This is a genomic window from Achromobacter sp. 413638 (assembly GCF_043119405.1).
Classification (GTDB): Bacteria; Pseudomonadota; Gammaproteobacteria; order Burkholderiales; family Burkholderiaceae_B; genus Achromobacter.
Genome location: NZ_JBICCO010000034.1, coordinates 1 through 19,678, shown reverse-complemented (window position 1 = coordinate 19,678; position 19,678 = coordinate 1). Strand labels below are relative to the sequence as shown.

The 19,678-nt window shown below is 69.2% G+C and carries 21 protein-coding genes; 18 read left to right on the top strand and 3 right to left on the bottom strand.

Features of this window, described 5'->3' with window-relative positions; all coding sequences use genetic code 11:
• Positions 1–12 precede the first annotated feature (12 nt).
• The 9 genes from ACEU5R_RS15570 (at position 13) to ACEU5R_RS15530 (ending at position 9,778) form a co-directional block, all read left to right on the top strand.
• Positions 13–657, top strand: a complete 645-nt coding sequence (locus ACEU5R_RS15570; RefSeq protein ID WP_392410752.1) for a glutamine cyclotransferase — start codon at positions 13–15, stop codon at positions 655–657.
• 200 nt (positions 658–857) lie between these two features.
• A complete protein-coding gene (locus tag ACEU5R_RS15565) occupies positions 858–1,607 on the top strand; it encodes a DUF3348 domain-containing protein (RefSeq protein WP_392410751.1) in 750 nt (249 codons plus the stop codon).
• Positions 1,608–1,617: 10 nt separating this feature from the next.
• On the top strand, positions 1,618–5,019 hold the full coding sequence (locus ACEU5R_RS15560) for a DUF802 domain-containing protein (protein WP_392410750.1): 3,402 nt from the start codon (positions 1,618–1,620) through the stop codon (positions 5,017–5,019).
• Positions 5,016–5,666: an OmpA family protein gene (locus tag ACEU5R_RS15555; protein WP_392410749.1), complete on the top strand. Its 651-nt coding sequence runs from the start codon at positions 5,016–5,018 to the stop codon at positions 5,664–5,666. Before ACEU5R_RS15560 ends, ACEU5R_RS15555 begins: the two co-directional genes overlap by 4 nt.
• The gene (locus ACEU5R_RS15550) at positions 5,659–6,510 is read left to right on the top strand and encodes a DUF2894 domain-containing protein (protein WP_392410748.1); all 852 of its coding nucleotides are present in this window, start codon (positions 5,659–5,661) and stop codon (positions 6,508–6,510) included. The genes ACEU5R_RS15555 and ACEU5R_RS15550 overlap by 8 nt, the downstream gene beginning before the upstream one ends.
• Positions 6,511–6,588: 78 nt before the next feature.
• Complete coding sequence (locus tag ACEU5R_RS15545; RefSeq protein WP_212322480.1) at positions 6,589–6,834, top strand: ParD-like family protein; 246 nt, start codon at positions 6,589–6,591, stop codon at positions 6,832–6,834.
• A complete protein-coding gene (map, locus tag ACEU5R_RS15540; RefSeq protein ID WP_212322481.1) occupies positions 6,834–7,625 on the top strand; it encodes a type I methionyl aminopeptidase in 792 nt (263 codons plus the stop codon). The genes ACEU5R_RS15545 and map overlap by 1 nt, the downstream gene beginning before the upstream one ends.
• A 134-nt stretch (positions 7,626–7,759) precedes the next feature.
• A complete protein-coding gene (locus ACEU5R_RS15535) occupies positions 7,760–8,983 on the top strand; it encodes an MFS transporter (RefSeq protein ID WP_392410747.1) in 1,224 nt (407 codons plus the stop codon).
• Between the two features lie 171 nt (positions 8,984–9,154).
• Complete coding sequence (locus ACEU5R_RS15530; RefSeq protein ID WP_392410746.1) at positions 9,155–9,778, top strand: glutathione S-transferase family protein; 624 nt, start codon at positions 9,155–9,157, stop codon at positions 9,776–9,778.
• A gap of 37 nt (positions 9,779–9,815) precedes the next feature.
• On the opposite strand, the gene ACEU5R_RS15525 is transcribed toward ACEU5R_RS15530, so the two are convergent.
• Positions 9,816–11,144 (bottom strand): DUF445 domain-containing protein, encoded by a 1,329-nt coding sequence (locus tag ACEU5R_RS15525; RefSeq protein ID WP_392410745.1) that lies wholly within the window; start codon positions 11,142–11,144, stop codon positions 9,816–9,818.
• Between the two features lie 240 nt (positions 11,145–11,384).
• Between ACEU5R_RS15525 and ACEU5R_RS15520 the strand changes: the two genes are divergently transcribed.
• The 9 genes from ACEU5R_RS15520 (at position 11,385) to ACEU5R_RS15480 (ending at position 18,448) form a co-directional block, all read left to right on the top strand.
• A complete protein-coding gene (locus tag ACEU5R_RS15520; RefSeq protein WP_212320673.1) occupies positions 11,385–12,221 on the top strand; it encodes a transporter substrate-binding domain-containing protein in 837 nt (278 codons plus the stop codon).
• Positions 12,222–12,275: 54 nt separating this feature from the next.
• Positions 12,276–12,938 (top strand): amino acid ABC transporter permease, encoded by a 663-nt coding sequence (locus ACEU5R_RS15515; protein ID WP_392410744.1) that lies wholly within the window; start codon positions 12,276–12,278, stop codon positions 12,936–12,938.
• 5 nt (positions 12,939–12,943) lie between these two features.
• Complete coding sequence (locus ACEU5R_RS15510) at positions 12,944–13,603, top strand: amino acid ABC transporter permease (protein ID WP_103276514.1); 660 nt, start codon at positions 12,944–12,946, stop codon at positions 13,601–13,603.
• Positions 13,604–13,616: 13 nt separating this feature from the next.
• Positions 13,617–14,387 carry an amino acid ABC transporter ATP-binding protein gene (locus tag ACEU5R_RS15505; protein WP_103274743.1) on the top strand — a complete coding sequence of 257 codons (771 nt, stop codon included), beginning with the start codon at positions 13,617–13,619 and terminating at the stop codon, positions 14,385–14,387.
• Between the two features lie 87 nt (positions 14,388–14,474).
• Positions 14,475–15,278: an IclR family transcriptional regulator gene (locus tag ACEU5R_RS15500; RefSeq protein ID WP_392410743.1), complete on the top strand. Its 804-nt coding sequence runs from the start codon at positions 14,475–14,477 to the stop codon at positions 15,276–15,278.
• 253 nt (positions 15,279–15,531) lie between these two features.
• Complete coding sequence (locus tag ACEU5R_RS15495; protein WP_158658436.1) at positions 15,532–16,056, top strand: hypothetical protein; 525 nt, start codon at positions 15,532–15,534, stop codon at positions 16,054–16,056.
• Entirely contained in the window at positions 16,053–17,321 is a 1,269-nt protein-coding gene (locus ACEU5R_RS15490; protein ID WP_392410742.1) for an FKBP-type peptidyl-prolyl cis-trans isomerase N-terminal domain-containing protein, read from the top strand. The genes ACEU5R_RS15495 and ACEU5R_RS15490 overlap by 4 nt, the downstream gene beginning before the upstream one ends.
• Positions 17,322–17,519: 198 nt before the next feature.
• Entirely contained in the window at positions 17,520–17,897 is a 378-nt protein-coding gene (locus ACEU5R_RS15485) for a VOC family protein (protein WP_392410741.1), read from the top strand.
• Between the two features lie 77 nt (positions 17,898–17,974).
• Positions 17,975–18,448 carry a DUF2000 family protein gene (locus ACEU5R_RS15480; RefSeq protein ID WP_392410740.1) on the top strand — a complete coding sequence of 158 codons (474 nt, stop codon included), beginning with the start codon at positions 17,975–17,977 and terminating at the stop codon, positions 18,446–18,448.
• A gap of 52 nt (positions 18,449–18,500) precedes the next feature.
• On the opposite strand, the gene ACEU5R_RS15475 is transcribed toward ACEU5R_RS15480, so the two are convergent.
• The gene (locus ACEU5R_RS15475; RefSeq protein WP_392410739.1) at positions 18,501–19,292 is read right to left on the bottom strand and encodes a hypothetical protein; all 792 of its coding nucleotides are present in this window, start codon (positions 19,290–19,292) and stop codon (positions 18,501–18,503) included.
• Between the two features lie 213 nt (positions 19,293–19,505).
• Positions 19,506–19,670 carry an integrase core domain-containing protein gene (locus ACEU5R_RS15470; RefSeq protein WP_392410784.1) on the bottom strand — a complete coding sequence of 55 codons (165 nt, stop codon included), beginning with the start codon at positions 19,668–19,670 and terminating at the stop codon, positions 19,506–19,508.
• Between the last annotated feature and the right edge of the window lie 8 nt (positions 19,671–19,678).

Below are 19,678 nucleotides of genomic sequence, written 5' to 3'. Positions count from 1 at the left end.
AGACTCCCCGCCATGAAATCCGCTCCCGCCCAGATCGTCCGTGAATACGGCCCCTTCCCCGGCGTCACCGATGTCCACGGCGTCAGCCACGACGGCCGCCGGGTCTGGTTCGCCACCGGCGATTCGCTGCAATCGATGGATCCGGCCAGCGGCAAGATCGTCAGCATCATCAAGATGACGGCGCGCGCCGGCACCGCCTATGACGGCCAGCACCTGTACCAGCTCGCCGGTCCGAGCATCCAGAAGGTCGACCCGCGCAGCGGCGAGATCCTGGCCACCCTGCCAGCGCCCGCCGAGGGCTGCTCGGGCATGGCCTGGGCCGAGGGCGCGCTGTGGGTGGCGCATTACCGCGAGCGCAAGATCCACAAGATCGACCCGGCCACGGGCAAGATCCTGCGCACCATCGCCTCGGACCGCTACGTGACCGGCGTCACGTGGACCAACGGCGGCCTGTGGCACGGCACCTGGGAAAACGACGAAAGCGAACTGCGCCGCGTCTCGCCCGAGACCGGAGAAGTGCAGGAGAGCCTGCTCATGCCGCCGGGCGTCTACGTCTCCGGGCTGGAAGCGGGCGACGGCGTGTTCTATTGCGGCGGCAGCACCAGCGGCAGGATCCGCGCCGTGCGCCAGCCCGAGCCCGCGTCCGAAAGCCGCTGAACGGACGCCGCCGCCCGAATCCGGCGGCGGCGCTTCCCGGTTGGCGCCACGGCCGTCCGCCTCGTGGAGCCGGCCCCGGCCGGCGCTCCGTCCCCCAGGGGAATCCAAGCGTCTTCCCCGCTCCATCCGCCCGCCGCCGCCCTGGGGTCCGCTTTCCGCCGCGCCAGCGTGTAAACTCCCCCCTTTTTGGCTCTGGTGGTATGGTGCAAGCCCCTCGGCGCACAGGTTTCAGCGGCCCGACGCTCGTTCGCTTGCTTGCTCGCCTGACGGACGTCGACGTTCCCGAATCCGGACAATCCCTTTCCGACCGGCTCAGCCTCTGGCTGGGCTGGACGGACGCCATCGCGCTCGCCGCCGTGCTGGATGGCAAGCCACCGGCCATGGCGCCGGGCGGCCCGACGTTCGACAGCGAGCAGGACCGGGAAAGCCTGAAGCTGCGGACCACGCTGGCCGATGCCATCGCCAGCGACACCGAGTTCACCGCCGCCCGGCCCCGCGGCCGGCAGCCGCCCTCGCGGACGCAGGCCATGCCCAAGGCGCCGACCGACGCCGACTACTCCAGCTTCCGCCAGCGCTACCTGTCGCTGCAGCACACGATGGAGAACGGCATCGGCGGCCTGCGCAGCCGCCTGCGCGGCATGCTGGCCGGACGCAATCCGGAAATGACCCGGCTGGCGATGGTGGACGCCATCATGGAAAGATCGCTCAGCGTGCGCGAACGCGCCCTCATGACGACTATTCCGACGCTGCTCGGCGCGCATTTCGAGCGGCTGCGCAAGGCCGAGCAATCGGCGCAGGAAGAAGCCGAGGCGGCGGAAATGCCGCCGCCGGCCAAGCCCGGCGCCTGGCTGGACACGTTTCGCAAGGACATGCGCAGCGTGTTGCTGGCCGAACTGGATATTCGTTTTCAACCGGTGGAAGGGCTGCTCGCGGCGCTTCGCACCCGCTAATTAGGACACTATGTCCCGATACCTCATCAATCTGGTCGTTTTTCTTGTGGGCCTGGCCGCGGCAGGCTGGATCGGCGCGGGCTATGTCGGCTCGAACCCATTGGCGCTCGGCGTCACGCTGCTGATCGCCCTGTTCTACATGGCGGGCGCCTTCGAGCTGTACCGCTACGGCCGCGCCACCAGCGGGCTGCGCCAGGCGGTGGCCGGGCTGGAGGCCCCGCCCGCCTCGCTGGCCGGCTGGCTCGACTCCCTGCCGCCCAGCCTGCGCCACGCCGCCCGGCTGCGCATCGAAGGCGAGCGCGCCGCCCTGCCCGGCCCCTCGCTCACGCCCTACCTGGTCGGCCTGCTGGTCTTGCTGGGCATGCTCGGCACCTTCCTGGGCATGGTGGTCACGCTGCGGGGCACCGGCCTGGCGCTGGAAAGCGCCACCGACCTGCACGCCATCCGCGCCTCGCTGGCCGCGCCGGTCAAGGGCCTGGGCTTCGCCTTCGGCACCTCGATCGCCGGCGTCGCCACCTCGGCCATGCTGGGCCTGCTGTCCGCGCTCTGCCGGCGCGACCGCATCCTGGCCTCGCAGCAGTTCGACGCCCGCGTCGCCACCACGCTGCGCCCCTATTCGCAAAGCTACCAGCGCGAGGAAACGCTCAAGCTGCTGCAGCGCCAGGCCGACGCCATGCCGGCCCTGGCCGAACGCCTGCAGGCCATGATCGACGCCGTCGAGCGCCAGGGCCAGGCCATGAATGACCGCCAGCTCGCCAGCCAGGACGCCTTCCAGGGCAAGGCCGAGGCCGCCTACAGCCGCCTGGCCGCCTCGGTCGAACAGACGCTCAAGGCCAGCGTGGCCGACAGCGCCCGCGCCGCCGGCGCGGCGTTGCAGCCTGTCGTGGAAGCCACCATGACCGGCCTGGCGCGCGAGACCGCCGCGCTGCGCGACACCGTGTCCGACGCGGTGCAGCGCCAGCTCGACGGCCTGTCCGCCGGATTCCGCGCATCCACCGCCGACGTGGCCGGCATCTGGGCGCGCGCGCTGGACGGCCAGCAGCGCGCCAACGAAACGCTGGCGAACGACCTGCGCGTCTCGCTGGATCAGTTCGCCTCCACCTTCGAGCAGCGTTCCGCCGCGCTGATGGACGGCATGTCCACGCGCATGGAGGCCTCGGCCGGCAAGCTGTCCGACGTCTGGGACGGCGCGCTGTCGCGCCAGGAACGCGCCGGCGAAAAGCTGGCTGGCGACAACCAGCAGGCCCTGGCCGCCGCCGCCGCCGCGCTGGAGCGCCAATCGGCCGCGCTGGTGCAGGCCGTGAGCCAGTCCCACGCCGACCTGCAAGCCGCGCTGATGGCGCGCGACGAGCAGCGCCTGGCCGCCTGGAACGCATCGCTGGGTTCGGTCTCGGCCTCGCTGCGCCAGGAATGGGAACAGGCGGCGGCGCAGACCGCCGGCCGCCAGCAGGAGATCTGCGACGCGCTGGCGCTGACCGCCCAGCGCATCTCCGACCACACCCAGCTGCAGGCCGGCGAGACCATCGCCGAGATCAGCCGACTGGTGCAGGCCGCGGCCGACGCGCCCAAGGCCGCCGCCGCGCTGCAGGCCGAGCTGGCCGCGCGCGACCAGGATCGCCTGCAGGCCTGGACGGCCACGCTGGAGAGCATGACCGCCGCGCTGCGCCAGGAATGGCAGCAGGCCGGCGCCGAGACGGCCAGCCGCCAGCGCGAAATCTGCGATGCGCTGTCGCTCGCCGCGCAGAACATCTCCGAGCAGGCGCGCACCCAGGCCAGCGGCACGCTGGCCGAGATCAACCGGCTGGTCGACGCCGCCGCCGACGCGCCCAAGGCCGCCCTCGCGTTGCAGGACGAACTGGCCGCGCGCGACCGCGAGCGCCTGGACGCCTGGAGCGGCTCGCTGGCCGAGATGACCGCCGCGCTGCGCCAGGAATGGCAGCAGGCCGGCGCCGACGCCGCCAGCCGCCAGCGCGAAATCTGCGACGCGCTGGCCCTGGCCGCGCAGCGCATATCCGAACAGACGCAGGCCCAGGCCAGCGGCACGCTGGCGGAAATCAACCGACTGGTCGACGCCGCCGCCGACGCGCCCAAGGCCGCCCTCGCCCTGCAGGGCGAGCTGGCCGCGCGCGACCGCGAGCGCCTGGACGCCTGGAGCGGCTCGCTGGCCGAGATGGCCGCCGCGCTGCGCCAGGAATGGCAGCAGGCCGGCGCCGACGCCGCCAGCCGCCAGCGCGAAATCTGCGATGCCCTGCTGCTGGCCGCGCAGGACATCTCCGAGCAAGGCCGCGCCCAGGCCAGCGGCACGCTGGCGGAAATCAACCGCCTGGTCGATGCCGCCGCCGAGGCGCCCAAGGCCGCCGTCGCCCTGCAGGCCGAGCTGGTGGCCCGCGACCAGGCCCGCCTGGACGCCTGGACCGGCACGCTGGCCGAGATGGCCGCCACGCTGCGCCAGGAATGGCAGCAGGCCGGCGCCGATGCCGCCAGCCGCCAGCAGCAGATCTGCGAGGCGCTGGCCGACACCGCCCGCCAGATCTCGGATCAATCGCGCGCCCACGCCAGCGACACGCTGGCCGAGATCAACCGCCTGGTCGATGCCGCCGCCGAGGCGCCCAAGGCCGCCGTCGCCCTGCAAAGCGACCTGGTGGCCCGCGACGAGGCCCGCCTGGATGCCTGGACCGGATCGCTGGCCGACATGGCCGCCGCGCTGCGCGAGGAATGGCAGCAGACCGGCGCCGCCACCGCCAGCCGCCAGCAGGAAATCTGCGACGCGCTGGCCCAGGCCGCGCGCGACATCTCCGAGCACACCCACACCCACGCCAGCGCCACCATCGCCGAGATCGAGCGTCTGGCACAGGCCGCGTCCGAAGCGCCGCGCGCCGCCGCCGAGGTCATCGGCGAACTGCGTCAGAAGCTGTCCGACAGCCTGGCCCACGACAACGCCATGCTGGAAGAGCGCGGCCGCCTGCTCGACACGCTCGCGACCCTGCTGGACGCCGTCAACCTCGCCTCCACCGAGCAACGCGCCGCCGTGGACGCGCTGGTCGGCACCACCTCGGAACTGATGGACCGGGTGGGCGCGCAGTTCTCGGAACGCGTCGAATCCGAAACCGGCAAGCTGGCCGAGATCTCGGCCCAGGTCACCGGCAGCGCCGTCGAAGTGGCCAGCCTGGGCGAAGCCTTCGGCGCCGCGGTGCAGCTGTTCAGCGCGTCCAACGACAAGCTGGCCACGCAGCTCGAACGCATCGAGGCGGCGCTGGACAAGTCCATCGCCCGTGGCGACGAACAGCTCTCCTACTACGTGTCGCAGGCGCGTGAAGTGGTGGACCTGAGCCTGATGTCGCAGAAGCAGATCATTGAAGACCTGCAGCACCTGGCCAGCCAGCGCGCCGACGCGGGAACCGAGGCCGCATGAGCGAGGACTTCGACGCCGGCGTGGACAGCACCGCGCCCACCTGGGCGGTCTTCGGCGACCTGATGTCGGTGCTGCTGGGCTCGTTCGTGCTGATCCTGGTCAGCGTGATCGGCATGCAGCTCGAACTGTCGACCCAGCTGGAAGACGAGGTCAAGCAGCGCCAGGAGGAAACCCATCGCCGCGAAAGCCTGGAACAGGTGCTGGCCGGCCCGCTGGCCGCCGGCCGCGTCACGCTGGTCAACGGCCGCATCGGCATCAGCGGCAGCGTGCTGTTCGCGCTGAACTCCGACCAGCTCCAGCCCGAGGGCCGCGAGCTGCTCAGGAGCCTGGCCGAACCGCTCACCGCCTACCTGGGCACGCGCCAGGAAATCCTGATGGTCAGCGGCTTCACCGACGACCAGCAGGTGCGCGAGGGCAACCGCCGCTTCGCGGACAACTGGGATCTCTCGGCCCAGCGCGCGCTGACCGTCACCCGCACCCTGATCGACGCCGGCGTGCCGTCCTCGTCCCTGTTCGCCGCGGCCTTCGGCTCGGAGCAGCCGGTGGCCTCGAACGCCGACGCCGAGGGCCAGGCCAAGAACCGCCGCGTGGAAATCGCGCCGGTGCCGCGCCTGGCCGGCGACCCGGCCAAGAAACCGAATGAGTGACCACACGCAGGCCGACGCCGGGCGCGAACGGGATCCGATCCCGACCGCCCGGGAAAGAGATCAGGACCGCCAGGCCTTGAGCGCCCCCGTGGACGAGTCCGCCAGCGCCCACGCGGACGCGCCCACCGGCGCCCCCGCCCTGCCCCGCAGCGCCGCCGGCCTGCGCCTGGACGCCTGGCGCGAGCGCGGCGCCGACCGCATGGATCCCGTGCGCTTCCGTTTCATGGAAGCGCTGGAGCGACGCGCCGCTCCGCATGCCGGCGCCGCCCGCGCGCTGCTGGACCAGCGCCTGGCCGCCCTGCTCGACGCCTACGCGGCGGACCTGGAGCGGGACGAGGCCGCGCCCGGCAGCCCCGCGCCCGAGCCGTCGCAAGCGCCTGGCCGCGAGGCGCAGGATTGCGCCGCCGCCGATACGCCCATCGACGGTCCCCTGCCCGCCGACACCCTGGCCAGCCTGGCCCGCGCGCTCGACACCGGCCACGCCGTGCCCTGGCGCGGCGCCTACCCGGAGCTGCCGCTGCTGGACGTGTACCGCGATATCTGGGCCAAGGTCAGCGCCAACCGCCAGCTGCGCCAATCGGAACAGCAGGTGCCCGACAATGCCGGCCCGCTCAATTCCAACAACCTGGTCCACCGCTCGCTGGCGCTGATGCGCCAGCTCTCGCCCGGCTATCTGCACCAGTTCCTGTCCTACCTGGACGCGCTGGCCTGGATGGAGCAGTTCGATGGCGCGGTGGCCGCTGCCAAGGAAGCCGCGCGCGGTTCGGCCAAGGCTGGCGCCAAGGGTGCGGGCAAGGCGGCTAAGCCCGCCGCCGCCAAGCGCAGCCGGGCCAAGACGGCCTGACGCCCCGTCCGATTTGCGCCGGGCCCGGTGCCCGCAGTAAGATACGATCCATATACAAACCATATACGGATCACTTACATGGGCATCGTCAAGATCTCCGAGCAGATGCATGAGAACCTGCGCGTGGCCAGCGCCGCGCTCAGCCGCTCCATCAATTCCCAGGCCGAGCACTGGATGCGCATCGGCATGCTGTCCGAGCTGTATCCCCAGCTGCGCCACGCGGACATCTGCCAGTTGCTGATCCGCATCGAGCAGGCCGAGGGCTTCTCCATCGCCGCCCTGTCCCAGGGCCAACCGCAAGACGCCCAGCGGGAGGCCGCGTGATGGCCAAGAAGGTCTCGATCAAATCCGCCGCCGACATCGAAATGGCCCGCAAGGCCGGCGCGCTGGCGGCCGAAGTGCTGCAGGTGGTGGCCGAGCACGTGCGGCCCGGCGTCACCACCGACGAGCTGGACCGCATCTGCCACGACCACATCGTCAAGGTGCAGCAGGCCATCCCCGCCAACATCGGCTACCACGGCTTTCCCAAGACCATCTGCGCCTCGCCCAACCACGTCATCTGCCACGGCATCCCGTCGTCCAAGGTGCTCAAGAACGGCGACATCCTGAACATCGACGTGGCCGTCATCAAGGACGGCTGGTACGGCGACACCAGCCGCATGTACTACGTCGGCGAACCCAGCCCGCTGGCTCGCAGGCTGGTCCGCACCACCTACGAAGCCATGCGCGCCGGCATCATGGCCGTCAAGCCGGGCGCCACGCTGGGCGACATCGGCCACGCCATCCAGACGGTGGCGCACCGCGAGCACTTCAGCATCGTGCGCGAGTACTGCGGCCACGGCATCGGCCAGATCTATCACGACGAGCCGCAGGTGCTGCACTACGGCCGTCCCGGCGAGGGCCTGGTGCTGCAACCCGGCATGATGTTCACCATCGAACCCATGATCAACGCCGGCAAACCGGCCACGCGCCAGATGCCCGACGGCTGGACCGTGGTCACCAAGGACCGCTCGCTGTCCGCGCAGTGGGAGCACATGGTGGTGGTGACCGACACCGGCCATGAAGTGCTGACGCCCTGGCCCGACGGCTTCGGCGACTATCCGCCCATCCCCTGAGGCGGCTGCCGGGCAGCGCAAGTAGCGGAGTGCCACAACGGACGGCGGCGGCCATGATGGCGTCTCCGCCGTCCTGGCCGCTCACCGCCGCGCCAGGACGGTTCCCGTCCAACGCACCGGCTGCCATCGCCTCCATGTCCTCCCTGTCTCCGGCGTTCCGCCGACTGGCCTCGTCCAACCTGGCCGCCCAATTCTCCGAACAGATCGCCCTGGCCGCCGCGCCGCTGGCCGCCGTGCTGGCGCTGGGCGCCGATGCCGCCCAGACCGGCTATCTGCAGACCGCCCAGACCCTGCCCTTCCTGCTGTTGTCGCTGCCCGCCGGCGTGCTGGCCGACCGCATGCAGCGCCGGCTGCTGATGAGCGCCGCCGAGTGCGCGCGCGCCGTCAGCCTGCTGTGCCTGCTAGCGCTGCTCTGGTCCGGCCAGCTGACCCTGCCGCTGCTGGCCGCGCTGGGCTTCCTGGGCGCCGTCGGCACCGTCGCCTACAACGTGGCCGCCCCCGCGCTGGTGCCCAGGCTGGTGCCGCAGGCCGAGCTGGCCGGCGCCAACCGCTGGCTGGAGCTGGCGCGCAGCGCCGCCTTCTCCGCAGGCCCGGCCGCCGGCGGCGCGCTGGTCAGCGCGCTGGGCGCGTCCGCCGCCTATGCGCTGGCGACCGCGCTGTCGCTGCTGGCCGCCATGCTGCTGGCGGGACTGCCGGCCGACGCGCCCGCCGCGACGGCGACGCGCCGCCACATCGGACGCGAGCTGGCCGAAGGCGCCGCCTTCGTGCTGCGCCATCCGCTGCTGCGGCCCGTGCTGGTCACCGCCGTGTTCTTCAATGTGGCCTGGTTCGTGCTGCAGGCCGTGTACGTGGTCTATGCCATCCGCGACCTGGGGCTGGACGCCGCCGGCGTGGGCCTGACGCTGGGCATCTATGGCCTGGGCATGCTGGCCGGCGCGCTGCTGGCGCCGCGCCTGGCGCGCCGGCTGAGCTTCGGCGCGCTGATCGCCGCCGGCCCGCTGTGCGCGCTGCTGGCCAGCGGCCTGATGCTGCTGACCCTGGCGCGCCCCTCGTCCGCGCTGGCCGCGCTCGCCTTTTTCCTGTTCGGCGCCGGTCCCATCCTCTGGACCATCGCCACCACCACGCTGCGCCAGGCGGTCACGCCCAACGCCATGCTGGGCCGCGTGTCGGCCGTTATCCTGACCGCCACCTTCGGAGCGCGCCCCGTCGGCGCGCTGATCGGCGCGGCCCTGGCCGAGCACGTGGACATCGCCGCCTGCCTGTGGGTCTCGGCGCTGGGCTTCGCGCTGCAGTTCGCCGTGATCTGCGCCTCGCCAGTGCCCAGGCTGCGCACCCAGCCCGAAGCCGTGGCCGGCTGATCCGGAGCGCGGTCGCGGGCTGGCCATGCCTCGCCCAGCGGGCCTCGCCGGCGGCGGTTTGCCGGCGGCGCCGGCACTGTTGCGGCCCGGGAAAACGCAAACTGTATCTGCCGCCTGGACGCGCCATGCCATAGACTGGCCCGGTCGATCGTCCATCCACCCGTCCGCCTCATGCTGAAGATCCTGGGAAAAGCCTCATCCATCAACGTGCGCAAGGTCCTGTGGACCTGCGTCGAACTCGGCCTGCCGTTCGAGCGCGAAGACTGGGGCTCGGGCTTCCGGCCCACCGATGCCCCGGCCTTCCTGGCGCTCAACCCGAACGCCATGGTGCCCGTCATCCAGGACGGCGACTTCACGCTGTGGGAATCGAACAGCATCATCCGCTACCTGGCCAACCAGTACGGCGACGGCGCGCTCTACCCCGCCGAACCGCGCCTGCGCGCCAGGGTGGATCAATGGATGGACTGGCAGGCCACGGACCTGAACCGCTCATGGAGCTACGCCTTCATGGCCCTGGCGCGCCAGTCGCCCGCCCATCAGGATCCCGCCGCGATCCAGGCCTCGCAACAGGCCTGGACGCAGTTCATGGGCATCCTGGAACAGCGCCTGCAAGCCACCGGCGGCCATGTGGCGGGCGCCGGCTACTCGCTGGCGGACATTCCCGTCGGCCTGTCGGTCAACCGGTGGTTCGAGACGCCTTTCGCGAAGCCGGCGCTGCCGGCGGTGGCGGCCTACTACGACCGGCTGGCATTGCGCGAGGGCTACCGGCGGCATGGCCGCAATGGCGTGGCCTAGGACCGGCATTCCCGCCTGGCGGCAACGCGGCCAGCGCTCAGCCGCCCGCCAGCAGCACCAGCGCGTGCAGGCCCACCCCGATCAGCCCGCCCACCAGCGTGCCGTTGAAGCGGATGTACTGCAGGTCGCGGCCCACGCTCAGCTCCAGCTCGTCGACCAGATGGCGCTCGTCCCAGTTCTTGACGGTGCGCGCGATATGCCCGGTGACGCCGGCGCGCAGCCTGCCGGTGAGCCGGCGCGCCGCGCCCAGCACGTGGCGGTTCAGCGCCTCGCGCAGCGCCGCATCCTCCGCGAGCTTGCGGCCCATCGCCAGCAAGGCGCTTTCCAGATGCGCGGCCAGCGCCGAGTCCGGCGTGGACAGGTCGCGCCGCAGCGCCGCGTGGATGTCGTCCCATAGTCCGCGCACGTACTCCTGCACCTTCGGGTGATCGATGGCGCGCTGCTTGAGCGCCTCGGCCTGCGCCGCCAGCGCCGGATCGCTGCGCAGCCGTCCGATATAGTCCTGCAGCCAGCCCTCGTAGTCCTGGCGCACCGGATGATCCGGCTGCGACAGCACTTCGCGCAGCTCCTGCACCAGCGCGCGCGCCAGCCGGTCGGCCAGGTTGTCGGCGATGCCGTCCACCGAGGCGATCACGTCCACGGCCGCGATGATGCGCGGCCATTCCTTGCGCGCGAACTTCACCAGCAGATTCGAGGCGCGCTCGCGCACCTCTTCCGTGCCCAGGTAGCCGCCCAGCCGCTCCAGCGCGGCGTCCAGCAGCTCCTGATGGCGTCCGTCGCGAGTCAGCAGGCCCAGCACCTCGCCGGCCGTGGCGGACGCGTCCCAGCGCCGCAGGTTGGACACCACGAACTCCTGGATCACGCCGCGCACCGCGCGGTCGTCCAGCAGATCCAGCGTCTGCAGCGCCACGCGGCGCGCGCCCTCGCTCAGGACGCGCGCCTGCCGTGGCCGCTCGAGCCAGCGGGCCAGGCGCGCGGCCGGATCGAACACGCGCAGTTTTTCCAGCAGCGTGTCCGGGTCCAGGAAATGGTCGCGCACGAACACGGCCAGGTTGTCGCCGATGCGGTCCTTGTTGCTGGGAATGATGGCCGTGTGCGGAATCGGCAGCCCCAGCGGCCGGCGGAACAGCGCCACCACCGCGAACCAGTCCGCCAGCGCGCCCACCGTGGCCGCCTCGCAGAACGCCCGCACCCAGGCCCAGACGCCCTGCCCGCCCATCGCGTGGCTGGCCACGAAACCGCCCAGCATGGCGGCCAGCAGGAGCAACGCGGCGATCTTCATGCGCCGCAGCTGCGCGCGCCGCGCGTCCGAGGCCAGGGAGGAATGAGGAACGGCGGGCGTGTCGTGGCGAGGCGTGTCGGTCATGCGGTCGTGGCGCTCGAGGGACGAATCAGCTTTGCAGCATACCAAGCGCGCGCCGCCCGCCGACCGCCTGTCGTTCCCGCCTCGCAAATGTGCCTTGCGCGCTGGCGCCAGGCCGTGGAAACCCTTGATTGACAAGGCATGACCCGTGACGCCTAATGCATCGATCCAATAAAAAAGACATATGTCCGATATACTGGACATAGCGATCACCACCACCGCTTCCATCCAAAGGGGAATGCCATGACCACTTCCGTACGCGCCGGCCTGCTGTCGCTGGCCGCCGCCGCCCTCCTGTCCGCCGCGCCCGCCCAGGCCGGCAAGCTCGAAGACGTGCTGGCCCGCGGCCATCTCGTCCTGGGCACCGGCAGCACCAACGCGCCCTGGCATTTCAAGAGCGCGGACGACAAGCTGCAGGGCTTCGACGTGGACATGGGCCGCATCATCGCCAAGGCGCTGTTCGGCAATCCCGACAAGATCACCTACGTCAACCAGTCGTCCGACGCGCGTATCCCCAACATCACCACCAACAAGGTCGACATCACCTGCCAGTTCATGACCGTGACGGGCGAACGCGCCCAGCAGGTCGCCTTCACCATTCCCTACTACCGCGAAGGCGTGGGCCTGATGCTCAAGGCCGACGGCAAGTACGCTGACTACGCCGCGCTGAAGGAAGCCGGCTCGTCCGTGACGATCTCGGTACTGCAGAACGTCTACGCCGAACCGATGGTGCGCGCCGCGCTGCCCAAGGCCAATGTCGACCAATACGAGTCCGTGGACCTGATCTACCAGGCGCTGGCCTCGGGCCGCGCCGACGCGGTGGCCACCGATCAGTCCTCGCTGGCCTGGTACATGACGCAGAATCCCGGCCGCTTCAAGGACGCCGGCTATGGCTGGAACCCGCAGACCTACGCCTGCGCCGTCAAGCGCGGCGACCAGGACTGGCTCAACTTCGTCAACACGGCCCTGCACGAAGCCATGACCGGCGTCGAATTCGACGCCTATGCCAAGTCGTTCAAGACCTGGTTCGGCAAGGACCTGCCGCCGCCGCAGATCGGCTTCCCGGTCGAATACCGCTGATCCTCGCCCGCGGCGGGGCCGTCCCCGCCGCCACCCTGCTTGCGGGAACGACGCATGGACTACACGCTGAATTTCGGCGCCGTCTGGCGCAACTTCGAGTACCTCATGAGCGGCCTGGCGCTGAGCCTGGGCCTGGCCGCGGTTTCCATCCTGATCGGCGCGGCGATCGGCCTGGCCCTGGCCTTCGCGCTGACATCCAGGCGCCTGACGCTATCCGCGCCGGCGCGGCTGTACGTCACGCTGCTGCGCAACCTGCCCATCCTGGTGCTGGTGCTGTTCGCCTATTTCGCGCTGCCCCAGCTGGGGGTCCGGATCGACAAGATCAGGAGCTTCATGCTGGTGCTGTCGCTCTATTCCGGCGCCTACCTGGCCGAGGTGTTCCGCGCCGGGCTACTGTCGATCCCGCGCGGCCTGACCGAGGCAGGACTGGCGATCGGCCTGACGCCCACGCAGATCCGCGCGACCATCATCGCGCCACTGATGCTGCGCAACGTGCTGCCCTCGCTGTCGTCCACGATCATCTCGCTGTTCAAGGACACCTCGCTGGCGGCCGTCATCGCCGTGCCCGAACTGACCTTCGCCGCGCGCAAGATCAACGTCGAGAGCTTCCGCGTCATCGAGACCTGGATCGTCACGTCCGCGCTCTATGTCGCCTGCTGCTTCCTCATCGCCGCCGCGCTGCGCCTGATCGAGCGCCGCCTGGCGCTGCCCAGGTGAATCCCATGTCGCAGACCTTTCTTGAACAACTGTGGGCCGCCCGCCAGGTCATCCTGAACGGCCTGGCGGTCTCGGTGTCGATCTCGCTGCTGGCCATCGCCGCGGGCTCCGTCCTGGGCGTGCTGGCCGGCCTGGCGCTGACCTATGGCGGCCGGGCCGCGCGCCTGGCGCTGCGGACCTACATCGACATCGTGCGCGGCACGCCGGTGCTGGTCCTGGTGCTGGCCAGCTATTACGTGTCGGCGGCCATCGGCCTGGACCTGGGGCCCTTCGCGGCCGGCGTGCTGGCGCTGGCGGTGTTCTGCTCGTCGCACGTCGGCGAGATCGTGCGCGGCGCGCTGCAGGCCATTCCCCGGGGCCAGACCGAAGCCGCCAAGGCCATCGGCCTGAGCTTCGCCCAGACCTTCTCGTCGGTGCTGTGGCCGCAGGCGCTGCGCCAATGCCTGCCGGCGTGGGTCAATACGGCGGCCGAGATGGTCAAGGCGTCCACCCTGCTGTCCGTCATCGGCGTCGCCGAGCTGCTGCTGCGCACGCAGGAAATCATCTCGCGCAACTTCATGAGCCTCCAGTTCTATTTCCTGGCCGGAGGCCTGTACTTCATCGTGAACTTCGGCATCGAGCGCCTGGGCAAATACGTCGAGCGCAAGACCGCGCTGCCGTCCTGAGGAGATCACCACCATGGCCAACACCATCCTGGACATCGCGGGCCTGCGCAAGGCCTACGGCCAGAACGAAGTGCTCAAGGGCGTGGACTGCGCCGTGCGCGAAGGCGAAGTCATCTCCATCATCGGCTCGTCCGGCTCGGGCAAGACGACCCTGCTCCGATGCATCAACATGCTGGAGGAATTCGAGGGCGGCACCATCCGGCTGGACGGCGAGGAAATCGGCTACCACGTCGAAGGCGGCCAGCGCCGGCGCAAGAGCGAGAAGGACATCGCCCGCCAGCGCGCGCTAACCGGCATGGCCTTCCAGCAGTTCAATCTGTTCCCCCACATGAGCGCGGCCGAGAACGTCATGCTGGGCCTCATCAAGGTCAAGAAGCTGGACAAGGCCCAGGCCCGCGCCATCGCCGGACAATGGCTGGAACGCGTGGGCCTGGCGGCGCGCGCCAACCACTACCCCGGCCAGCTCTCCGGCGGCCAGCAGCAGCGCGTGGCCATCGCCCGCGCCATCGCCATGGCGCCCAGGCTGATGCTGTTCGACGAAGTGACCTCGGCGCTGGACCCCGAACTGGTGGGCGAGGTGCTGCAGGTCATCAAGGCGCTGGCGGCCGACGGCATGACCATGCTGCTGGTCACGCACGAAATGCGCTTCGCCTACGAAGTATCGTCCCGCGTCATCTTCATGAACCAGGGCGTCATCTGCGAAGAAGGCGACCCCAGGGAGATGTTCGCGCGCCCCCGGACCGAGCGGCTGGCGGAGTTCCTCAAGTCGTCGAGCTTCAGCTAGGGCCCGATCGCCTATGATGGCCGTCCGCGACTTGCGGACGGATCCGCCACCGGCGGATCCCACCGGAACGAGGTACTGGAGATGAACATGGCCGACGCCCCCGGCGACACCGTGGCGAAACGCACCCGGGGGCTGGACCGCGCGTTCGAGATCCTGGAATTCCTGCGCGTGCGGCGCCAGCCCCTGCGCCCCAACGAGATCGCCGCGGCCATCGGCGCGCCGCGTTCGTCCGTCTATGAGCTGGTCAACCTGCTGCTCGAGCACGGCATGCTCGAATACCAGGGCGGCGACGGGCGCGTCTTCCTGGGCCGCCGCCTGTATTTCCTGGGCACGGCCTACGCCGAACAGTTCGACCTCATGCGCGAATGCGACCGCATGCTGGTCCGGCTGGCCGAGGAAACCCGCGAAACCGCGCAAATGTGCCTGCTCGAAGGCAACAAGTACACGGTCGCCATGATGCGCGAGGGCCTGCGGCCGTTCCGCATCTCGTCCAGCGTGGGCGAGCTGGTTCCCATCCCCTGGACCGCGTCGGGCCGGCTGCTGCTGGGGCACCTGTCGGACCCGCAGATCAGCGCGCTGATCCCGCCTGAGGACTTCGTCATGCCCGATGGCGGCCGGCTCGCGGCCGCCGATTTCATCGCCGAGGTCCGGCGCGCCGCCAGCGACGGCTACTTCGCCTTCAACAGCGTGGTCGAAAACTTCACCCACTGCTTCGCCGCGCCCGTCCGCCAGGCCGACGGCGCCTGCATCGCCACGCTCTGCCTGGTGACGCCGCGCGAGGACGGCCTGAACAACCGCGACGCCTATCTCGACAGCCTGCTGCGGGCCGCCCGCGAGATCTCCGAGAAACTGGGCTTCAATCCCTCACCGGCGCGCGCCTCGCGCGCCTGAGCCTCGGCGGCCACTGGCCGCCGCAATCGCTTCCGCGCCCGCCTCGCTCGCCACTCGTCGCGCATGGCGCATTGCTGGCGCGGTGCGGCAGCGCTCGCGGCTGGCACTTTGAAACGATGCAATGCATCGATTGCTCGCGGCCCGGGTTTCCCCATGTAAATGCGGGGCAGTCGCCGGGTACCAGTTTCAAATTCAGATTTGTCTTATGCCGCCATTCCGATGGCCATAGTCTAATTCCGTGGCAGAAAAAGCAATGCGCGCACGCCTCCCTCCGGGAGGTCGTTTATTTTCACGCGCCTGTTTTTCGACCCCATGCATCAACCCTGCTCGTGGCCAGACCCAAGACCAAGATCCGCTGCTCGCCTCCCCGCAGAAACTCAGCAAAGCAATCAGAAATTCCCGAGGACGTTTAATGAGATTCCACCTATCCGGCGCAGCCGCCCTGCTCGCGGCGTTCATCCTGACGGGCTGCAACACCATCAGCCCCGCGCGCGTCTCAGAGGAACCCGAGGCACGAAACCAGGAAGAAAAATGCTATCAAGAGTTTTCCGCGCTGAAGAACCTGGATCCGGCGACCTACGAAAAATACCGTGAGCAGATGAATGCCATCGACGAGAACTTCCGGATCTACAAATCCAACGAAACGCTCATCGACGAAAACGCCTCCGAAATCATGCTGACGGAAGTGAAGAAAATGCTCTCCCTGGTTTGCGTTCGAATCAACAGCGCGGTCTATTCCAATATGAGGACCCGCGCCCAAAGCCTGAACAAGCTATGAGAAAGTACGCCTACGCGACGCTTTGCGGCACGCTGCTGTTCTCCGGCAAGGCGGCGTTTGCCATCGAAACCAGCCTGCTGGACCGGCTGGCCCAGGAGCGCATCATCGGCGACGGACAGGCCCGCCCCCAGGCCTATCCCGTTCCCTCACAGCCCGGCGCGCCGCGCGCAGCCAGCCCGGCCCAGGCGCCCAGCGCCAACGCGGAACTCGTCGGCCAATTGCGACAGGCGAACGAACAGCTCCAGGAACTGGAACAGAAGCTGGCCGCGACGGAACAGGGCAACGCGCTGCTCACCGAGCAGCTGGCGCAGCGGCAGGCCCAAGGGAGCCGCTCGCCGGAATCCAGCGCCCTGGCCGCCGAGCAGGAACAGAATCAGGCCCGCATCCGCGAACTGGGCCAGCGGCTTGAAGACGCGCAAGCGCAAAGAGACGCCCTAGCGGCCGAACTCGCCAGCGCCAGGACGGCAACGGCAGGCAACGCCTCCCAAGACAGCGCGCTCAGCGCCGCCCTGGGCACAGCCCGAACCGAGATCGCCAGCCTGAAACAACAGACGGCGGACCTGCAGGCCGCCAACCAGCAGCTCAGGGATCAGCAACTGAGGGACCAGCAGGCCGCGCAATCCGCGCAACAGGCCAAGGCTGACAAGACGGACGGCGCCGGACGCATCGTCATCAACGACGCGGCGCCAAAGGACGTGCGCGTCAGCTATGCCGTCGGCGCCTGGTACGCGGAAAGCGCGCCGCAGGAAACCCAGAAGTTCGCGTCCATCGGCAAGAAGCTGGACCTGCAGGCGTTCTCGCAGGGCTTCACCGACAAGATCAACAATCGCCTGCAGCTGCCCCAGGCCAAACTCTCGGCCGAACTCGACGGCGCGCAACAGCAGCTGGAAACCGCCATGCTGTCCAAGAATGAAAAAGAGAGCAAGGTCCTGCTGGCGGCGGCCGCGAAGGAAAAAGGCGCGGTCAAGATGCCGGACGGCGTGATCTACAGGATTCTCGACAAAGGCAAGTCGCCGAGCGTGTCGGACAAGAACGAAATCCTGTTCGACATCGAAGAACAGCTCTCCACGGGCGAAGAACTGGTCCGGGAAACTCGCAGCAGCCACGTCAAGGACCTGCCGCCGCTGTTCCAGAGCATCGTCAAACAGCTGGGGCTTGGCGGCTCGGCGAAGATCCTGACCCCCGTGACGCAGGCCCATGCCGCATCGGGTATCCCGCCGGGCACCGTTTCGATCATCACGATCAAGCTTGCCGGCATCAAGTAAGGCCCGTAACCATCCCGCCCGGCGGCGCGTCACGCGCCTTCTGCGTGATGCCGCCCACATGCGGAAGGCCATTCCTGGGCGGTCCGCTCTCCCGGGCCGGGGCGCCTCCAAGGCGCCGAGGGCAAGATCGACTACTGCCATAATTTGGCAGTTGCACCGCCTAGCATGAGGGCTCATTCACACAATACGGAGCCCATCTTGCCCTCTCCCATCCCCGCCCGCCTCAACCTGTTCCTGCTGTACGTCGCCGACCCGCTGGCCAGCGTGGCCTTCTATCAGCGCCTGCTCGACCGCGACCCGCTGGATGCCTTTCCAAGCTATGCCGCCTTTGCCCTGGACGGCGGCTACGTGCTGGGCCTGTGGGCCTCGCACCGGGTCAGCCCGCCGCCGCCCGTTTCGGGCCACCGCAGCGAAATCGCGTTCACGGTCGACGACGACGAAGCCGTGCGCAGCCTCCACGCGCACTGGCTGACGCTGGGCGTGCCCATCGAGCAGTCGCCCGTCGCCGAAGTCTTCGGGCTGACCTTCGTCGCCCTGGATCCCGACGGCCACCGCATCCGCGTCTGCCCGCGCTGACCGCCAGGGCAGTCACGCCCGTTCAAGACCCGGCGCGACGCCCGCGCGAGCATGGCGGCTTTGCCAGGAACCGCGCCATGCACGACCCGACCGCCGCCGGCGGCCCCATCGAATCGCCCGCCACGTCCGCGCCCGTCCCGCCGGAAAAAGTCGTCATCGTGGTGTCGGCCGGCCTGGCCCTGGGCCAGGCGGCCAACGCCGCCGCCTGCATCGCCGCCGGCCTGGGCGCGGGCCTGCCCGGCTGGGCCGCTCGGCCGCTGCGGGATGTGGACGGACTGCAATCATCCGCCATCTCGCACCTGCCCATCATCATCCTCAGCGCCAGTGACGCGCAGATGGCCGCGCTGTGCGACCGCCTGCCCATGGAGCCGCCCGCCGGCGGCGGGCTGGCGCTGTTTCCCGCCTATGCGCAAGGCATCCACGACTGCCACGCCTATTGGGAACGCCACCGGGAATCCGCGCATCGCGGCCAGCCCATGCTGGGCATCGGGGTGGCCGGCGCGCGGCGGTGGGTCAACGGACTGACGGGCAGCCTGCCGATGCTGCGCTAGGCCGCCGCGATGGCACGCGCCCGCGCAAGGCCGTCAAGAACGTCGGAACGCCCTAGCCCTTCTTCGGCGGCTGAGCCTCCAAGAACTCGGCGCAATCCGGCACCGGCGTCGCGGGCCGATACACCGAACCGTCCTCTTTCCACTTGTAGGTCACGGTATAGCTGCACTGTTTGTCGGCCTGCGGCTGCGACTGCGCCGCCGTCGGCGCCGGCAACTTGCTCGAATCCGCATAGCGGCTGGCCCCCGCCGGTGCGCGCGTGGCCTGAGTGATGACCTGCAGGTCCGGATACGACTGCCCGCCCGCCACCGCCTTGAGCACGGCGTCGTAGCGATACTGATCCATGCAATTAGCCTCGCGTCGCTGCTGATCCGCTTCGTTGAAGCAGGACCGGATCGAAGCCTGGGCGCTAAAGGGCATCAGGTGCACCAGGCCCGAGACCTTCTGGTCCAGATCGACCATGAACAAATACAGGTCCTTGCGCGAGAAACTGCCACCCGAAAACTGGATTTCCTGCTTGTAGTCCGGCGCGGCGGGGCCGATCACGCCCACCAGGGCGCGCTCCTCGCTCAGGCGGATCAGGTGCGGCCAGACAGTGAAGTGGGAAAAGTTCGGAATATCCGGCAGGTCCCAGATGCGGTAATCGGCGCGCAGGGTACGGCTGGACGCGAAAGGCCCGTTGTCCTCGAAACCACCGTCCAGCTTGATGCCTACGCACCAGTCGGTCTGCTCGTTGCAGTACAGCTTGTTCTGCGGGTTCAGCTTCAACGGTTCGACATCGGGCTGGGCCGCGGCGGCAATGGCGGGCAAGGCGGCGCACATCAGCAGCGCAAGGGTCTTCTTCATCGTGGTACCTGATGGGCAGTAATACGGTGGCACATTGTGGCGCAGTTTTTCCGGCGGAGCGTCACCAATTGTTTAAAGGACTACGAATTCTTGAAAGCCGGCTTGCGGGGGGTGACCCACTGCCCTTGCCGGGCCCCTCCAATCGCTGGCCCGCCGTCTTTTTACCTGCCTATCTTTTGCCTGCCTGTATTGACCCAGCAGAACCTGCTCAGGTTAAGTGGCTAATGCAAACGCCTCAGCCGGAGTCTTCATGTCGAGCGCCTGGTGCGGGCGTCGGTGATTGTAAAAACGTATCCAGTCGCCTACAACGCGGCTGGCGTGCTGGATATTCTCGAAGCGATGCCGATGCGCGCATTGTTCTTTGAACGTACGGATCACGCGCTCAA

Coding starts and splice junctions, on each gene's coding strand:
- ACEU5R_RS15570 (WP_392410752.1), top strand. CDS start 13: ATGAAATCCGCTCCCGCCCAGATCGTCCGTGAATACGGCCCCTTCCCC.
- ACEU5R_RS15565 (WP_392410751.1), top strand. CDS start 858: ATGGTGCAAGCCCCTCGGCGCACAGGTTTCAGCGGCCCGACGCTCGTT.
- ACEU5R_RS15560 (WP_392410750.1), top strand. CDS start 1,618: ATGTCCCGATACCTCATCAATCTGGTCGTTTTTCTTGTGGGCCTGGCC.
- ACEU5R_RS15555 (WP_392410749.1), top strand. CDS start 5,016: ATGAGCGAGGACTTCGACGCCGGCGTGGACAGCACCGCGCCCACCTGG.
- ACEU5R_RS15550 (WP_392410748.1), top strand. CDS start 5,659: ATGAGTGACCACACGCAGGCCGACGCCGGGCGCGAACGGGATCCGATC.
- ACEU5R_RS15545 (WP_212322480.1), top strand. CDS start 6,589: ATGGGCATCGTCAAGATCTCCGAGCAGATGCATGAGAACCTGCGCGTG.
- map (WP_212322481.1), top strand. CDS start 6,834: ATGGCCAAGAAGGTCTCGATCAAATCCGCCGCCGACATCGAAATGGCC.
- ACEU5R_RS15535 (WP_392410747.1), top strand. CDS start 7,760: ATGTCCTCCCTGTCTCCGGCGTTCCGCCGACTGGCCTCGTCCAACCTG.
- ACEU5R_RS15530 (WP_392410746.1), top strand. CDS start 9,155: ATGCTGAAGATCCTGGGAAAAGCCTCATCCATCAACGTGCGCAAGGTC.
- ACEU5R_RS15525 (WP_392410745.1), bottom strand. CDS start 11,144: ATGACCGACACGCCTCGCCACGACACGCCCGCCGTTCCTCATTCCTCC.
- ACEU5R_RS15520 (WP_212320673.1), top strand. CDS start 11,385: ATGACCACTTCCGTACGCGCCGGCCTGCTGTCGCTGGCCGCCGCCGCC.
- ACEU5R_RS15515 (WP_392410744.1), top strand. CDS start 12,276: ATGGACTACACGCTGAATTTCGGCGCCGTCTGGCGCAACTTCGAGTAC.
- ACEU5R_RS15510 (WP_103276514.1), top strand. CDS start 12,944: ATGTCGCAGACCTTTCTTGAACAACTGTGGGCCGCCCGCCAGGTCATC.
- ACEU5R_RS15505 (WP_103274743.1), top strand. CDS start 13,617: ATGGCCAACACCATCCTGGACATCGCGGGCCTGCGCAAGGCCTACGGC.
- ACEU5R_RS15500 (WP_392410743.1), top strand. CDS start 14,475: ATGGCCGACGCCCCCGGCGACACCGTGGCGAAACGCACCCGGGGGCTG.
- ACEU5R_RS15495 (WP_158658436.1), top strand. CDS start 15,532: ATGCGCGCACGCCTCCCTCCGGGAGGTCGTTTATTTTCACGCGCCTGT.
- ACEU5R_RS15490 (WP_392410742.1), top strand. CDS start 16,053: ATGAGAAAGTACGCCTACGCGACGCTTTGCGGCACGCTGCTGTTCTCC.
- ACEU5R_RS15480 (WP_392410740.1), top strand. CDS start 17,975: ATGCACGACCCGACCGCCGCCGGCGGCCCCATCGAATCGCCCGCCACG.
- ACEU5R_RS15475 (WP_392410739.1), bottom strand. CDS start 19,292: ATGAAGAAGACCCTTGCGCTGCTGATGTGCGCCGCCTTGCCCGCCATT.